The organism is Cytobacillus oceanisediminis, from assembly GCF_004366035.1.
GTDB classification, from domain to species: Bacteria; Bacillota; Bacilli; order Bacillales; family Cytobacillaceae; genus Cytobacillus; species Cytobacillus oceanisediminis_C.
Genome location: NZ_SOEE01000005.1, coordinates 28,917 through 45,020 on the forward strand (window position 1 = coordinate 28,917; position 16,104 = coordinate 45,020).

At 36.4% G+C, this 16,104-nt stretch carries 16 protein-coding genes; 9 read left to right on the plus strand and 7 right to left on the minus strand.

The window, feature by feature from the left end:
• Position 1 precedes the first annotated feature (1 nt).
• Positions 2–1,126, minus strand: a complete 1,125-nt coding sequence (locus DFO72_RS13460; RefSeq protein WP_113882178.1) for an efflux RND transporter periplasmic adaptor subunit — start codon at positions 1,124–1,126, stop codon at positions 2–4.
• A 418-nt stretch (positions 1,127–1,544) separates the two neighbouring features.
• Between DFO72_RS13460 and DFO72_RS13465 the strand changes: the two genes are divergently transcribed.
• The 5 genes from DFO72_RS13465 to DFO72_RS13485 all read left to right on the plus strand — a co-directional run bounded on the left by DFO72_RS13465 (position 1,545) and on the right by DFO72_RS13485 (position 5,414).
• The gene (locus DFO72_RS13465) at positions 1,545–1,787 is read left to right on the plus strand and encodes a hypothetical protein (RefSeq protein ID WP_113882179.1); all 243 of its coding nucleotides are present in this window, start codon (positions 1,545–1,547) and stop codon (positions 1,785–1,787) included.
• 152 nt (positions 1,788–1,939) lie between these two features.
• Entirely contained in the window at positions 1,940–3,394 is a 1,455-nt protein-coding gene (locus DFO72_RS13470) for a hypothetical protein (protein ID WP_113882180.1), read from the plus strand.
• A complete protein-coding gene (locus DFO72_RS13475) occupies positions 3,369–3,896 on the plus strand; it encodes a stage II sporulation protein M (RefSeq protein ID WP_166672485.1) in 528 nt (175 codons plus the stop codon). Before DFO72_RS13470 ends, DFO72_RS13475 begins: the two co-directional genes overlap by 26 nt.
• A 602-nt stretch (positions 3,897–4,498) precedes the next feature.
• Positions 4,499–5,239: an ABC transporter ATP-binding protein gene (locus tag DFO72_RS13480; protein WP_113882183.1), complete on the plus strand. Its 741-nt coding sequence runs from the start codon at positions 4,499–4,501 to the stop codon at positions 5,237–5,239.
• Entirely contained in the window at positions 5,226–5,414 is a 189-nt protein-coding gene (locus tag DFO72_RS13485; RefSeq protein ID WP_113882184.1) for a hypothetical protein, read from the plus strand. The genes DFO72_RS13480 and DFO72_RS13485 overlap by 14 nt, the downstream gene beginning before the upstream one ends.
• 186 nt (positions 5,415–5,600) lie before the next feature.
• On the opposite strand, the gene DFO72_RS13490 is transcribed toward DFO72_RS13485, so the two are convergent.
• The 3 genes from DFO72_RS13490 to DFO72_RS29490 form a co-directional block, all read right to left on the minus strand.
• Positions 5,601–5,831, minus strand: a complete 231-nt coding sequence (locus tag DFO72_RS13490) for a hypothetical protein (RefSeq protein WP_113882185.1) — start codon at positions 5,829–5,831, stop codon at positions 5,601–5,603.
• 46 nt (positions 5,832–5,877) lie between these two features.
• Entirely contained in the window at positions 5,878–6,765 is an 888-nt protein-coding gene (locus DFO72_RS13495; protein WP_113882186.1) for a helix-turn-helix domain-containing protein, read from the minus strand.
• Between the two features lie 339 nt (positions 6,766–7,104).
• Entirely contained in the window at positions 7,105–7,269 is a 165-nt protein-coding gene (locus DFO72_RS29490) for a hypothetical protein (protein WP_166672486.1), read from the minus strand.
• Between the two features lie 327 nt (positions 7,270–7,596).
• On the opposite strand from DFO72_RS29490, the gene DFO72_RS13500 reads away from it, so the two are divergent.
• The 3 genes from DFO72_RS13500 (at position 7,597) to DFO72_RS13510 (ending at position 10,078) form a co-directional block, all read left to right on the plus strand.
• Entirely contained in the window at positions 7,597–8,478 is an 882-nt protein-coding gene (locus DFO72_RS13500) for a helix-turn-helix domain-containing protein (protein WP_113882187.1), read from the plus strand.
• 141 nt (positions 8,479–8,619) lie between these two features.
• A complete protein-coding gene (locus DFO72_RS13505; protein ID WP_113882188.1) occupies positions 8,620–9,681 on the plus strand; it encodes a LysM peptidoglycan-binding domain-containing protein in 1,062 nt (353 codons plus the stop codon).
• 97 nt (positions 9,682–9,778) lie between these two features.
• A complete protein-coding gene (locus tag DFO72_RS13510) occupies positions 9,779–10,078 on the plus strand; it encodes a hypothetical protein (protein WP_113882189.1) in 300 nt (99 codons plus the stop codon).
• 38 nt (positions 10,079–10,116) lie between these two features.
• Here the strand turns inward: DFO72_RS13510 and DFO72_RS13515 are convergent, their stop codons facing one another.
• Both DFO72_RS13515 and DFO72_RS13520 read right to left on the minus strand, forming a co-directional pair.
• A complete protein-coding gene (locus tag DFO72_RS13515; RefSeq protein WP_113882190.1) occupies positions 10,117–11,331 on the minus strand; it encodes an efflux RND transporter periplasmic adaptor subunit in 1,215 nt (404 codons plus the stop codon).
• Between the two features lie 14 nt (positions 11,332–11,345).
• Complete coding sequence (locus DFO72_RS13520; RefSeq protein ID WP_113882191.1) at positions 11,346–12,008, minus strand: hypothetical protein; 663 nt, start codon at positions 12,006–12,008, stop codon at positions 11,346–11,348.
• Positions 12,009–12,292: 284 nt separating this feature from the next.
• On the opposite strand from DFO72_RS13520, the gene DFO72_RS13525 reads away from it, so the two are divergent.
• On the plus strand, positions 12,293–13,498 hold the full coding sequence (locus DFO72_RS13525) for an acyltransferase (protein WP_113882192.1): 1,206 nt from the start codon (positions 12,293–12,295) through the stop codon (positions 13,496–13,498).
• A gap of 518 nt (positions 13,499–14,016) precedes the next feature.
• Here the strand turns inward: DFO72_RS13525 and DFO72_RS13530 are convergent.
• On the minus strand, positions 14,017–16,023 hold the full coding sequence (locus DFO72_RS13530; RefSeq protein ID WP_113882193.1) for a penicillin-binding transpeptidase domain-containing protein: 2,007 nt from the start codon (positions 16,021–16,023) through the stop codon (positions 14,017–14,019).
• Positions 16,024–16,104 lie beyond the last annotated feature (81 nt).

The window sequence follows — 16,104 nt, forward strand, 5'->3', positions numbered from 1 at the left end:
TTTAATTCACCTTCATTCCAACAGCTGCATTTGATTTTGCGTCTTTTACAACTTGTTCTCCTTCTTCTATGTTTCCAATTGCCTCAATGAGGTCCCCTTTTTCTAAACCTGTCAGGATGTCCTCTTTCACCAGCTCACCATTTCTGGCCACCAAGACAAACTCCTTATCATCGATGGTTCGGAATATTGATTTTTTAGGTATTAATAAAGCATCTATTGGTGCAAGTTCTAACTCTATTGATATATGGAATCCCGGCAATAACTTATCCTGGGATTTAAGATCCCCTGAGAAAGTGTAGCTGGATAAACTATTCTCTTCACCATTTTCAAGCTGATTGATTGGACTGCTTGATATGTCTGTGATTTCACCTTTCCATGCTGCATCTGGAATAGCCTTTGTCTTCACTGTATATTTCATGCCCTTTTCTATTGATAGTCTTTGCAGCTCACTGACTTTCCCCGTAACACTATACCTGTCATTTTCCAGGAGACTGATGATACTTGGTGCGCCTTCCATCGTTTGATCAGTTGATTGCACTTCATGATCTTGTACAATTTTTTGAACTTTACCAGCTGATCTGCTGTAAATTTTTAAATTTGCAAGTTTATCTTCTATTTCTTTCTTGGTTAGCTGGAGGCTCTCCAATTCGATCAACTTAAGGTCAAACTGATATTTAATTTCGCTATATTCTTTTTCCAGGACTTCTTTTTCTTCCTCCTGAGCTTCTTTTATCTTTTTATCCAGATCGATCTTCTTATTAAGAATATTTGAATAATCGATATTTGCGGCTCTTAATTGGAGGTTTGTTTTCTTCATCTGGAAACCAAGCTCTTCATTAACATAGGAGTATAATAAATCGCCTTTTTTTACAGTATCTCCTTCATTAACATGTATTTGATATTCCTTTCCTAACGAGGGATCATAATAATATTGACTTTTATCATTTTCATTAACTAAACCCGGAATTAATAAATTGTTACTAACCTTATGCTTGCTCACTTTATAATAGGCAATTTCCTCTGCAGAAGCAGCTTCATGTGAATTTTTCATTTTATTAACCAGAAATAATATTCCAGCTGCCAACAACAGTAAACCTATTGCACTTAAGATCAATTTCCTTTTCAATTTACCACTCCACTCTCTTGATCTCTATTTTACAAAAACATAGTTCAAAGAACATTTTTTACATAAAAGTAAAACTTAACCAATTCACAAGATAGAAATTACTATAAAGAAAAATATATATCAAGTAAAATTCGGTCTATTTACTACTATGAATAATTTGAACCATTTCTTTTGATCTATTAAATTCCACACTTTTTTAATTACCAGTTTTTATGAAACTCCTTCTTTAATACGGGATAAAGGCTGTACTGATTCTAGTAAAGTCAGTAAATACTATTAAAATAGAAAAATGGTATTAATTAACTATTTTGTATTATTTTGTATATTCCTGTTGATAATATCCAATTCTTCAACTAACATTACAGATATGGAATTATTACATAATATTCCATATCTTACAGAAAAGAGGTGAATATTTATGTTAGAAAAGCTAAACTGGCTAATTGTTGCGACTTTTGGTGTTGCAACTCCAACAGCAGCTGCAATGGCTGCGGTAATCACAAAAGCAGTAGGCGGTGCCATTACTTGGTCTAGAGCCCTTCAGTTGCTTGCACTTACAGGTGTTGGTGCAATCATTATTGCTGGTATTGCCGCTATCGGTTTCTGGTGGTTATCACAGTATGTGAAGAAGAACGGCGAGGCAGGTTTAACTGCTTGGTAAACTAAGAATATAAGACAAAGGGAACTGTTTTTTTGTTACCTTTGTCTTATATATTTTTTGCCTGAAAGTTGAGAAGATGTAATTGGCAACTTTTTCAAGTTTTCTTAATTAAGAGTCTTTTATTAAGTATTAACCAGAAAGGAGTGTGTCTCTTGAAATTAAGCAACTTGCTCAAACTATATATGTTAGAATGCAAAGCCTTTTGGAGAGAATATAGGAATCTTGCCAAGATTAATTTGATCTTTTACATAATTTTTTGCCTTTCACTATACTTAATCATCTATATTGCCATGATATTTGATGTCAATCATTTCATCATATTAAATACATACTTACTATTATTAATCATAATTTTTGGAGCCCGAAACTTTGATAATAAGGTCAAAGTGTTAACCAGTAAGAAAACAAACTATTTATATACACTTCCTTTGAGTGCTAAAACCATCGTTAAACTGAAGTCTCTAAAATTCAGAATAGCGTTCATTTTAGATAGTACAATCATCTTCTTTCCATTATTCTTAATCCTATTAATCCAGAATTTCAATTTAATAGATCTTATCTTATACACTATAATGGGCTTCTGTATTGGAGGCATATTATCATTTTATAAACAATATATTGCGATTCGCAGGGCAAAGCATCATCCATTTTCTTACTTTAAAAGCTTCTTGTTGGGAGTCATTTTTGCTCTATTGATTGTTCAGGGCAGATTGATTATCGATTTAAATAGTGAGGAAATTTTGAAGTTTTATAAGGAGATATTAGCCTTTAATTTAAGTGGAGCTGCTGGAAATATCATATTGGCATGTGCCCCATTTATAGCCTTTAAAAATCATTTGTACATTATTAAGTTTAATCATAAAAAAACAGGAAGGTCAGAGCCTTTCTCTTTTATTGAGTTGAAAGGTGAAGTTTCCAGACAGATCATTATCTCTAATAGAGAAGGAGGATTTTTAAAAAAGGTATTAAATAGCCTATTTTTATATATCGGTTTCTTTGTTTCCCTCGTTTATTTTTCACAGCAAATAGGAACAGCCAATATATTTAGTGATGACCTGATTTTTATATTTTCCATTGTCATTATCAGCAGAAATACAAAACTATTTTTTATCTCCCGCCCTGTTCATAACGATGCAGGAATGGTGTATTCATTTGTTTTCGCGAAATATAAAATCAGTAAAATACTTATTAGCAGGATCGTAATAAATATTTCTACTGCAATCATTAGCAGTATTTTTGTTTTAGCCCCTCTTTTTTATATATCCCTTGCACCATCACAGCTCATAGCAGCCATTCTGCTGGTTGGTACTCTATTTATACTGGCTTTATCATTGATTCAGGAATATTACTCAGTTTTTAAAGTAAAGTTTTTTGAAGCTCTGGAAAATGAACATCGAGGATCCATGATTAAAAGGGTAATCTGGGAAAGTTCAATGATTATGGTAACTTTATATGGATTTTTATTTATAAAAGCCATAAGTATATCTATTCTCCATTACTATCTAATCATAATAGGCTTCCTGTTTTTAGCTATTAGTTTGGTATTCTTTGCGAAAATAATAAAAGGGAATGAAAATTTTTATGGGGAACTTAAGGAATATTATTAGAGACCCTTTTTACATTAGTATTTTATTAACCACAATGATTGCTCTGCTATTTTTTGCAATGGGGTTTCAATCTGGCCTTAACGAAGAACTTTCCGAAGCTGATTATAAGCTATCTTTCTTCGATTTGCTGTTTCATAACAGTTTTCTAAGTTTACTTAATATACTTGGAATGTTTACACTTGGTATTTTCAATCTTTATGCATTATTTGTAAATGCATTTGACTTAGGCAATATTTTAAATGACTCCATAGCTTCAAGCGGATTTGGATATAGCATGAGAAAATTTTTACCACATGCCATCTTTGAACTTCCTTCTATGATAATCAGTTTGGCAATGGGTTTTGCACCTATTTTTTTGATCATACTAAAAGCAAACAATTTTATCTCGACACGCTATACGTTTTGGTTTTTCCTTAAGAAAGTTCTATTTTTTTCTACTATTATATTAATCCTTAATATTTGTGCTGCCTTTATGGAAAGCTTTATATCGGCAAATCTCTAAAGAAGGTGTTTACTAATGAACCGACTTCATTCAATCATTAACAAGAATATGGCTGGCAACCAAATTTTCGTTATGGCCATAACACTGATTGTTTTATTTGTTTATACAAATGCTTTTTTAAAACATGGGTCACTTATAAACGAATTAACCCTGTTGTACACTTCTGAATCCAACAAAACAGTTGTTCATATTATGGAAATACTGACAAGTATGGAGTTTAATATAATAACCCGTTTCGTTTCTATCTTTTCAGTATTATACATTGTTTCTTTCTTATTATGGCTAATCAGCCGCTTTGATCTTGCTTTTTTTAACCCAAACCAACACTTAACACTCAACTTTTTTACTAAAGCATATTTATATAGTTTATATATATCTATATTGGATTTCTTATGCCAAACCATTTATATGACCTTTACAAAACAGGATATACCTTTGCATATACTTCCCTATTACATGGTCATATTTATTACACTTCAATGTATTGTTATTCTATATAACTTAAAAATCAGGGAAAATAAATTATATATAACAGCAGCCTTCTTTAGTCTGCTAATTATTGCTTTAGATATTGCAATCATATACATAGGAAGTGTTTACCAATGAGTTTCTTTCTTGAAATAACGGATATTAATAAACAAATAGATGAAAGAAAAATACTTGATAACTTCAACTTAAATATTTCTAAAGCAACAATTCATGCCCTTTTAGGTCCAAATGGTGCCGGAAAAACCAGCTTACTGAAAATCATATTAGGAATAAGCAAGCCTTCCAGCGGAACAATCACCCTTGACGGAGAACTGATACAAATTCCCTACACACAAAACATCAGAAGAAAAATAGGCTTTCTTCCGGATGAACCAATATTAACTAATCAGCTAACTGGTTTTGAAAATATAAAATATATGAACCATATATATGACAACCCTAAAAATGATTTGGAATTAAAAGAGATATTAGAACAAAATGGCCTTGGAGATTCCCGAAATAAGCTAGTTAAAGATTACTCAAAAGGAATGAAGCAAAGACTTTCCCTTTGTATAACAGAGCTGTATACTCCGTCTCTGTTAATACTGGATGAACCAACTATCGGACTGGATATTGTAGGTATAAGTAATCTAAAGAATAAACTAAAAACATATCGCTCACAAGGATGCACAATCCTATTAACTACACATGATATTCATTTTTGCCAAGAAATTGCTGATGATTTAACACTCATCAATCACGGAAAAAATATTGATGGCGGGCTAACATCTGATTGGTTAAATTCCTATAGTAATATTGAAATGGCAATGATAGACAAACTAAAACTTAAGGAGGAAACACATGTTTCAGTCTAAATCTTTTAACACCATTTTTTATATTATCCTGGGGATTATTGGTTTAGCCCTCTTTGCACTTGGGATGTTTAATAGTGAAAAATCAAGCCTTTGGATTCTTTTGGGGATTGTCGGACTTTCCTCAGCTGCTATCTCTGCCTTTATTCTTTTCAGCAGACTAGGTTCTAATAAATAAATCTCTTTGGCTTAATGCTGTATTGGCTGATGCCGTTTAGGTTATAAAGCAAATAAAAAGCACTGGAGGCGAGACAATAACCCGTCACCTTCAGTGCCTTTTTTATATGCATTTAATTTTTGTGTTTAAAAATTTTTCTGGTGTATGGAAGTACAGAATACTCCCTGTTAAAAAGAGTAGGTATTCTTAATGCTCTGATGGGATCCCCATTGTAGAATATGCCGGACTGTGTTCTGAAGGAATACCAGCCAACTCAATAGGTTTTCCAACACTATGTTCAGATGGAATGCCTGCTAACTCTAAAGGTTTAACGACACTATGCTCAGATGGAATGCCAGCCTCCTGGTTCCCCGCGAAGGACGCTCCAGCCCCAATTACCCCTAATGCCAATGCTCCTGCTAAAATTAATTTTTTCACGACATTGACTCCTCTCTTTTGCATAATTTATTGAATTATTTATATATTAACATTTATTGAGTAATTTTTCCATTTCCGATTCAACAATTTGGATGAATTTATCATTTTTTTGCAGCTGCAGGATATAAATAGCTTTTTGAAGAAACTCAATTCCCTTTTCTTTATTGCCAAGCTTTATATAATTCTCTCCGCTTTGGTAATGCAGATTAGCAAACAAATATTGGATTTCTTCATGTATGCAAATTTCAATTCCCTTTTGGCAATATACCAGCGATTCCTGATATTCCCCGACCTCAGTCAGAGCCTGGGATAAACCAAACAAGATCCTGACCTTCCCTCTGCTCTCAAGGATATGCGGCAGTTTTTCCAAATCATTAAGTGCCTTCTTGAACATCGATATGGCTTCCTTATAATGATTCATATCTTTATATAAAATAGCGATGCTTGCTAGTATTTCAACTTCTCTTTCCGATAAGTTGACCCTTTTTTCATTTGTAAGATCTAAAGCGCCATGCAATATTTGGATCGCTTTATCAAAATCATTTTCAAGATAAAAAACACAGATCCCCTGATGCCAGACTAGGAATTGCTTCAGCATGACAGGCTGAAAAATGGGATTATCCAGTTCCTTTTGCACAATTTCATAGATGGCCTGATAATTCCAATTCCGCTTGTGCTTATTAATAATTTGCATAACAGCTGTAGAATAATTTATGGTAGACTTCGAGGCAATATTAAAGAAGTACGTAAGATCAATATTCATTTTATTTGCTAATTGATTCAGCGTTTCCAGACTTGGATACGCTTTCTCTCTTTCAAAAGAAATAAGTTCTTCCTCTGAACATATTCCCTCAGCAAGCTCCTTAACACTTAACCCTTTATACTGACGAAAAGATTGTAAGCTGTCGCCAATTAAATACTCACTTAAATTCATCAGCTTTCCCTCACTTAGTATGATTAATAGTATTATTTTACCACAAAAGGTATAATATCGTTTAATATGATTCAGGTGTGTCAGAAACTGCATCAGTCTATATTCTGTTTGTGGAGAGCATGCTTTAAAGATGTACTGAGATGGAGAAAAACATCTTCGCAGCTAATTTAAAATTAGTCCCACTATAATATTATTCGATATTCCCGGCAAATATCCTTTCATTAATTAAAAATTTTATAAATGACTGCATTCAAAGTGATGACAGCTTTATTCACTTTTTTAATACAAAATAAAAACCCTTCTATAAAGAGGGTTAAGTATACATCTATATTCTATGTCCTAGTTGATATCATTAATTACCACTATTTTTCTCAGGTCATTTTCAATCTCTGAAAGAAGCTGGTTAACGCTCATTTCCTTATCCCCAACTCCGATTTCATATACTTTTGTAAGCATCTCGAAAAAAAGCTCATTTATCGTTTTGTGACCCTCATTGTCTAGCACCTTTTACTCCTCCTATTTTCCTAGCAATCTCATGACAACATTCTATTTCTTTTTCTGCCATTTTACAATATTTTTCCAATTAAAAAAATAAAAAGAACCGCTTCCTTATATGGAACCGGCTAAAATTGGAGATTTAAAAGGATATTCCTTCAGTTGCAGTTAGGATTTCCTCCTATCAGCAATTCACATTTTAATTAAACCACTAATATGCAATTCATGTATCATTGATAATTACTCATTTTTTATGGGTTTCAGAGAGAAACCTCTTGTATATATGGATTTTCAATAGTAAATATAACTATAAGAATATTTTTAGGAGGGTATTGTTTGGACTTTTCTGCGATTGGAAAAAAAATCAAAGAGTTAAGAAAAGCAGCAGGGTTTTCCCAAAAAGACCTGGCAAAGGATATATGTACTCAGGCGCAAATCAGCAAAATCGAAAAAGGAGATGTCCTTCCTTTGGCATCCACTTTATATTTTATTTCACAGAGGCTGGGTGTTGATATCAATTATTTTTTCGAGCACGGAACGACCCCTAGGCTTGATTATGTTCAGGAGGTCAATAACCAGCTTAGAATAGCCAGGCGCAACCTTGATTACCCCCTCATAAAAGAGATAGTGGAATCTGAAGAAAGGAATCCCCTCTTTACATCCAACAAGAAAAACTTCCAGATTCTCCTCTGGCATAAAGGAATTTACAAATACCATGTGGATCACCAGCTGGAGGAAGCACTTTTATTTATCGATAGAGCTATCAATTTGACATTTGAGAAGGTGTGGAGTGAAAGGGAAATCGAGATTCTGAATAGCAAAGGAATATTATTATATGAAGCAGGAAAATATCCAGAAGCCCTTGATATCTATCTTCAAGCAATGAATCATTTAGAGGGGATGCTATATCTAAATGATGAAACCGTCCGAAGCAGGCTTCTTTATAATACGGCCAAAACCTATACAGATTTAAAGGATTATGATTCCTCTACCAAGCTCTGCCATGAGGCCATTGAAAACTGCTTAGAAAAGGATCAGTTATTTCTATTGGGACATCTTCATTACCATATTGGATTTAATTATGAACTCCAAGAACAGTTTATTTTGGCAAAAAAGTATATGGAGCAGGCTCTTGATATTTTCCGTCTTCAAAGAGATGAACGATATAATGACTTTATACTTGGAAAAATGGCAATTTTCGACAGAAATATCCAATAGTCACCTCGACATAAGTCGACAGTCCCTTATTATTGTAAAATAATAGTTATTTTTTTGTATGATCATGTAAAAATATGATCCTTTTGGACGATATATGTGATAAGATGGTAGCAAAATATGTCCAAGGAGTGATTCGGAAAAGTGAAAAAACAGATGGTTTCAATTGCTGCTGCAGCAATGCTTTCTTCTGCCTTTGCCTCTCAGGCTTCCGCCGATACATACACAGTTAAAAAAGGAGATACCCTGTTTCATCTGGCTATTAAGTACAAAACGACTGTTACGGATATTAAAAAAGCCAATAATTTAAGTTCTGATTTCCTATCAATCAATCAAAAACTCGAAATACCAGGGGCAGCAGAGAAGCCTGAATCCAACCAGCCATCAGGCGGCAACACAGCACCTGCACCTGCTAATACGTCCAAAACCTATACAGTTAAAAGCGGGGATACTCTATCTAAAATTGCCTTAAATCATAATATTAGTTTAAAAGATTTAATGAGCTGGAATAGCCTTAGCACACACTTAATCTACCCTGGACAAGTCTTTAAGGTTTCAAATTCTGCTGGTAATAGCTCAGGAGATTCCCAAGAACAGACAGGTTCAGCACCTGCACCGTCAACACCTTCCAATGGCGGCAGTTCAGAGGTATATGTAGTTAAAAAAGGGGACACTCTAGGCGGCATTGCTGCTAAGTATAAGACTACTATTCAACAGATAAAAATGTGGAATAACTTAAGTTCTGATTTAATCCTGATTGGACAAAAGCTAAACTTAAGTGCAAACGAGGATTCAAATGAATCTGTTTCCAGCGGGAAGCCAGGAAATAATGAGCAGACAAGCGGGGCAGCAGCATCGGTTTTGGCTGAAGCCCAGAAGCATGTAGGGGTTCCCTATCAATGGGGCGGCCAAACTCCTTCAGGCTTTGACTGCAGCGGGTTCATTTATTATGTCTTAAAGGAGACAGGCTCCAAGATGGTGCGCTACTCTTCTGAAGGCTACTACAGCCGTTCATTTTATGTGAGCACACCACAGCCTGGCGATTTAGTATTTTTTGAGAATACATATAAGAAAGGCATTTCTCACTTAGGTTTCTATGTAGGAAATAATAAATTTATCCATGCTGGCTCATCAGGTGTTGAAGTTTCCAGTCTGGATAATTCGTATTGGAAGAAACATTTTGATGGATTCAAGAGATTTTACTAGGACACCTTTTTACAGGTGTCTTTTTTCATATTCTGGAAGGAACATACATATATTTTGAAGAATACTATAAATAGCGGGGTCTAAAGGAGGGGATCAAATGAACATCGTAGGCATTATTACATTTTTGTCCTTATCTTTATTATTAATGAGTCTTCTTTTAATTTATTCCAAGTTCCAGCATCAGACGCCGGGCAAGCTGGCTGCGATTATTGTTTTTTTCCTTTTGAATGCAGCCCCCCTTGTGTATATAGTGTATACCGAGTTAAGTAGGGATTACGCAAGCAATTCCTTTACACTTGGCTCAGCCTTTATGATTGTATGGCTGGTCACAGCCGTGATCCTGTTTATTGGCATCCTGTTCAGGGTCCGGTCCAGTAAGGAAGATCCTTATTATTAGACATAAAGAACCAGCAGCACAGCCGGCTGCTGGTTTCTTTATCTAGATAGAAAACCTCTTGCAGTGTATTTCCACTTTTCTTTTGCCCCCAGTTTTTTTAAGCCTTTTTTATCTATCTTGGCTGGATTCAATGGCGTGATGAGCGGAGTACCTGCTTTTAAGAAAGGCGGCCTTTCCTGTACAACCTTTTCTCCTTTTATCAAACCATCTTTAATTTCCTGAGTTTGGTCAATTTTAACCCCCAGCTGAAGCTCCCTTTTCTCCAGCCTTCCTGTATTTGTTATGGTGAAGGCATAGAATTTGTTATTATACTTTTTAATACTATCAAAAGGGACAGTACGAGTGTCGATAATTTCATTTAGTACGACTTTTACCTGAGCATGCTCTCCGTGGAGGATTTGATTTTCAGATGGTTCATCCAGAAGAATGGAAAAGGCATACTTGCTTTTCTTGTCCACATCTGGCTTGGAAGTTGGGTATGTAAGTATCTTCTCTATCGTGCCATTTACCTTTTCATTCGTTCCTTCCCGTGTAATGAACACTTTCATCCCTTCGATAATCTGCTTCACTTCATCCTCTGTCAGTGTTCCCTCAACCCGTTGTTCATCGGATATGACGGTGACAATTGGATTCCCCAGATCATGCTGAATATCTTTGATTGTGCCTGAAATTTCGCTTGTAACGGTTAAATTCAACAAGCTTTCTTCTGCAGCATTTACCAAATCCTCATACTTTTCAATTTCATTTTCAATTCGGCTGACTTCGAGCTCTTTTTCCTTGATATTCTGCTCGATGGTTTGGATCATATATTCATTAGACATTATACTTGTATCATCGGTCAAGGAGTTCCTCATCAAGCCTGCTTGCATGTATTCCAGCTCGTTTATATGACTTTCCATATCGCTCTGCTCTTTTTCAAGCTTCTCGACTTCAATTTCGAATTTTTCTTTCGTAAGCGTAATGTCTTCCGGAGAATAGGCGAACAGCCCTGTTCCCGGTTCAACATCATCGCCTTTATTTACAAGGAACCCTTCAAAGGTTCCATTTTTGCTATCATAGTAGACATGCTGTTCCTCCTTTGGAACGTAAACTCCTTTGGCAGGCAGCGTTTCAATGATGTCCTGTTCTTTGACATCTGTCCATTTATCCACATAATAGGTTCTGCCGACTTTTTCACTTTTCAGAACAAGCACCATATTTACAGCTAAGAACACCGTTGTGGCAATACTTAATGCTCCTATCTTCCAATTCACATAAATCCCCCCTTTTATATGATTTTTTCAAATTGTATAGTCGATAGGAGAGCCGATACAATAGCAATAAATAAATGAATACCCAGCAGCATTATCAATATGAACCGCGGGTCTCTCTCTGACAATACTTTAAAATACTTATACTGAACGACAAAGGTCCATATTTGAAAAAGGGTGATCGAGGAAAATAAATGAATAAGAAGCTCGATGGAAGTTAAGGATTGAGCTATAATACCGAATGAAAAAAGACTGGAATCTTTATTTAATCCCATGAAAATAAAAAATGGGATGCTTAATAATTTTTCCAATAAATAGATAAAGAGGACTATGAACTGGACTGCTATGATTTTTCTAAATTCTACATCAATCAGGGTCCAAAAAAACAACGCAGGCAAAAACATAGTTATATTTGCAAATACCATTCCCCAGCCAACTTGTCCTAATCCAAATAAAAGTTTGTAAGTTTCATAATCACTTCGAGGTAGCTCTATTAGTTTCTTTGAAACCATCTCACTGCCAATGCCGAAAAATCCACTTATCCCATATATGAATGCCGCCAACAAGGTTAAAAACAGCCCCTGTTGCCATAATCCCGACAGACTTTCCTCTTTCCTGACTTGGTGCGAAATAATATAAGGTTCTCTCAACCCTCTCAAAAGCGGAACTCGGTAGCCCATAACTGTATCCTCCAACCAAAATATTAAACTCTACCTAACATATTGTAACCTAAAATCAAAATATTGGGAATGGTGCCAGGTACCGGTCGATTTTTGTCGATTTATATTTTGCCTTTATGTATGTTATCCTTCTAGGAGAGATTTTTAACACCTGCTAAACATTCCATATTTTACTATGTTAGAAAAATAAATATCAGGGAATTAAAAAAGTTGGTATGTATTTTTTAATCTTGGGAGGAAATTTGGGGAATGATAAATAAAACGACAATTTTAGAGGTATCATTATGAAAAGAAGAAATCTGGATGAAATACAGATGGCCAGGGCATTTGCCATTATTGCTGTTTTAGTGGTTCATACAACATCAGAAGGAGTTACGATTATTCCATTTGAATCTGCCCTCTTTCCTTTATATAATTTTTTAAATATTGCAGGGAAGCTGGGGACACCTACGTTTATCATGCTTAGCAGCTTTGTGCTTTTTTATAATTATTATCGAAGGGATATGACGCCTTCTCTTATTAAGAACTTTTATATTAAAAGATTAAAATTTATTCTTTTGCCTTATTTTATTTTCTCACTTATATACTTTAGCCTTAACTGGTATCTTTATTATGACTACGCTAACCTTTACGAGGCTGCAAAGGCATTCTTATGGGATCTTTCACTTGGTAAAGCATATATGCACTTGTATTTTGTATTTATTAGTGTGCAGCTTTATATTATGTTCCCTATATTAATGGTCCTATTTAAGAGGTCTTCGTTCTTGCGCAAGCATGCCATCTGGATCGGACTTGCCATCCAGTGGATTTGGGTTTGGGCCAACCGTGAATACTTTCAAGTTCAATATAAAGGGTCCATATCGCTTTCATACATGTCCTTTTATTTTGTCGGGGCATACCTGGGGATCCATTATGATCAGATCCTGGAGAAATTTAAAAATAAAGGTTATCGGATATCTACACTAGCTGTTTTAATAACTGGCTATATAACATTATTAGTACTTTACCCGGGTTATATGTATATTTCCCGGACAGGTAGATTTTCCTATATTTTAGATAGTCTTCCTGAATGGATTCAGATGAATCTAGCTGAATTCACGTGGGCTACACATGCCTTATTTGCTGGTGTTATGCTGTTTTTTATCGCTCATGTATTAGAGGGAAAATTATCTGCCAGGCTAAAATCCTTTTTCATGGAAATAGGTGCAGTATCATTTGGCATTTATTTGGTTCACCCCATGCTGTTAATTCTATTCAGGACATTAATTTCTGGTGGAAGTCCGCTACTCTACAACACTTGGCAGGTTGTCACATTCTTTGGAATTACCATTCTTAGCTGGCTTATTGTCCGATTTACTTATAGCACCATTCCAGCATATTGGATATTCTTTGGGAAAATGCCTCCTGTTTATTCAGTGCCGAAGAAGGAGAAAGAAAAAAAAGATGGGATTTCCTTTACCGAAGCTTACGAGGGACGGAAGAAGAGATGATAAGATTCAGGGCTTTTGCTCTGAATCTTTTTTGTTTTACCAAATTCGGCATTCTTATGCTGAAATGCTGTCGGAAATTGCAAAAACTTTTGTTGTTTCAAGTTACCAGAAAGGCGGTATAGATAAGTAAGAATTTTACAACTATGTCCTTGTCACGAGAGTATTAAAAATCGAGGAGGGCTTACTAATGAAAATAAAAGCTGGAAACTGGAGAATGCTGAGTGAGCAGGAGAAGTTATTTATTTTGGAAGCTGTCAGCTTTTTTCAGTCTAGAACGAAGAAGCGGCAATAATGCCAAATGATCATTTAAATATATTTACATTAATCAGTTCGATATAGAAGGCACCTTGCCTGGTAACATAAGGTGATGGTGCCTTAATAATTCGTAAGATTGGCTCAGACATTAAATATCCACCCTCTCATAATTTTAGTTAAGGGTTTTTAGATCTATTTCCTATTTAGAGTTTACTAAAAAAGTGTTTGCACCTATAGATGCAAACACTAGATTAATTACGGCATTAAAACCGCCCTTTATGCTCCTCAAAAACCTTCTTCACTTTCTCCACTACCACTTTCGATCCGCCGCTCTTTTCAACACCCTCCATCATCATCGCGATGAGCAGCTTAGGAGACTGCGGATTATAGGCAACGAACAGACCATTCTCCTGGCCTTTTTCATCGGCACTTTTCTTCAGTTCAGCCGTTCCGGTTTTCCCAGCCAGCGGGTAATCTTTCATATAAGCCGCATGGCCGGTTCCGCTTGAATCCTGGATGACTTTAGCCATTGCGGCTGCCACCGTGTTCGCTGTTTCTTCACTCATGACTGCTTCTTTCAGCACCTGGCCCTTTTCCTCTTCTTCCAGAAGAACAGGTTTGATCATCGAGCCTTTATTGATGAAAGGTGTGTAAGACGCTGCTAGATGGACAATGCTCATTTCCACCTGGCCCTGGCCGTAGCCTGAATCAGCCAGCAGGATCTCTGTGTCCAGGCCGCCAATCTTGGATGGTTCAAGCGGGAACGCGTATGGAATTTCCTCTTCAAACGCGAATTTCTTAAGCCCTGCTGAAAACTTTTCTTTTCCCAGCTCAAGGGACTGCTGGGCAAAATAGATATTATCCGAGTACATCATCGCTTTTTCAAAGTTAACCGGTCCGCCGGGATCTTTAACACGAGTAACTTTATAGCCGCCCCATGAACTGTCCTTTTGCCATTGAAGGCCGCTGACATTAATGGTTTCATCAAGCGTTAGTGTTCCCTCTGTCAGTCCGATTGCGCCTGTCAGCGGCTTCATCACTGAACCTGGCGCATAGGTCTGCTTAAATCGTGTCAGAAGCGGCATGTCCTTATTGCCTTCAATTGCCTTCCACTCATCCGCGGTAAATCCAAGTGAAGCCTGGTTCGGATCAAAGCTCGGGCTGCTGACGAGCGCCAGCGTATTTCCTGTAACTGGGTCAATTGCTGCTGCAGTTCCCGGCTTTCCTCCCAGCTCTGTGTAAAGAGACTTCTGCAGATTCATATCGATGGTAAGCTGAATAGTTTCACCGTTCTCTACCGGTTTTTCAGAGAGGACCACTTCAGAGCCGTCCTTCTTTTGGATGCCGATTTTGATTCCGTTCGAACCCTTCAAGCGCTCCTCAAGGACTTGTTCAAGTCCTCTTTTTCCGATTATATCAGTGCTAGAATAGCCCTCACGCTCTTTCATTTCATCTGCTGTAATCTGTCCAACATAACCAATTAAATGGGCAGCCGACTCACTCATCGGGTAGACTCTGCCTTTGACATCCTGTTTCAGGACACCTTTAAGTGTGAACACTTTATCTAATGTTGCCCTATCATCAGGGGAAACCTTCTTAATTGGCACGAAGTAACTTGGCTGCACCCAGCTGGCATTCAAGCTTTTATTAATCTGCTCTTCTGACATTCCCAGGGCTGATGACAAACCTTTGATGGTCTGCTCCTTCTGATCACCCATCTGTTCTGGAACAACACCAATTTCATATAGTGTGCCATTTAAGGCAAGCGGGTCACCTGTTCGGTCCACAATATCCCCGCGCTGCGCCGGAACAGTTGAATAACTGATTTTATCTTCTGGGCCCAGCTCCGGGAAAATATAAGTCGTATCCCAGGCAACAAACCAATTGTCTTCCTCTTCCTTTTCTTCCTTCACAAGCTTGGCATCATGTGTAAACTCAATCTTGCCGGCTGCACTATCCATGCTTGCTGAAAAAGGAAAACTCGCATTATCTTCTTTTTTGTATTCCTTTTCCATATCCGGCTTGTATGTTACCTTCAGATTATCTATCTCTAAATCCTTATAAATCTTTTCATAACGGGCTGCAAAATCCTCTTTGCTGATTGACTGTTTCGTATCCTTCGACAGGAATTCATACATCTTCTCAAACTCCTGCTTATTCCAGTGCTCCACATACTGCGAAAAGCGATCCTGCGGCTTAATTTCCTTATTGCATCCGCTTAAAGCGAATAAAACCAGGATAGTAAAAACAAAAAACAAAACCTTTCTCATAACTCACCCTCCCTATTACTATATTATCATTTAATTGGAGAAATTTCCTAGCGGCAGGTGCAACTCGAATTTTGCCTAATG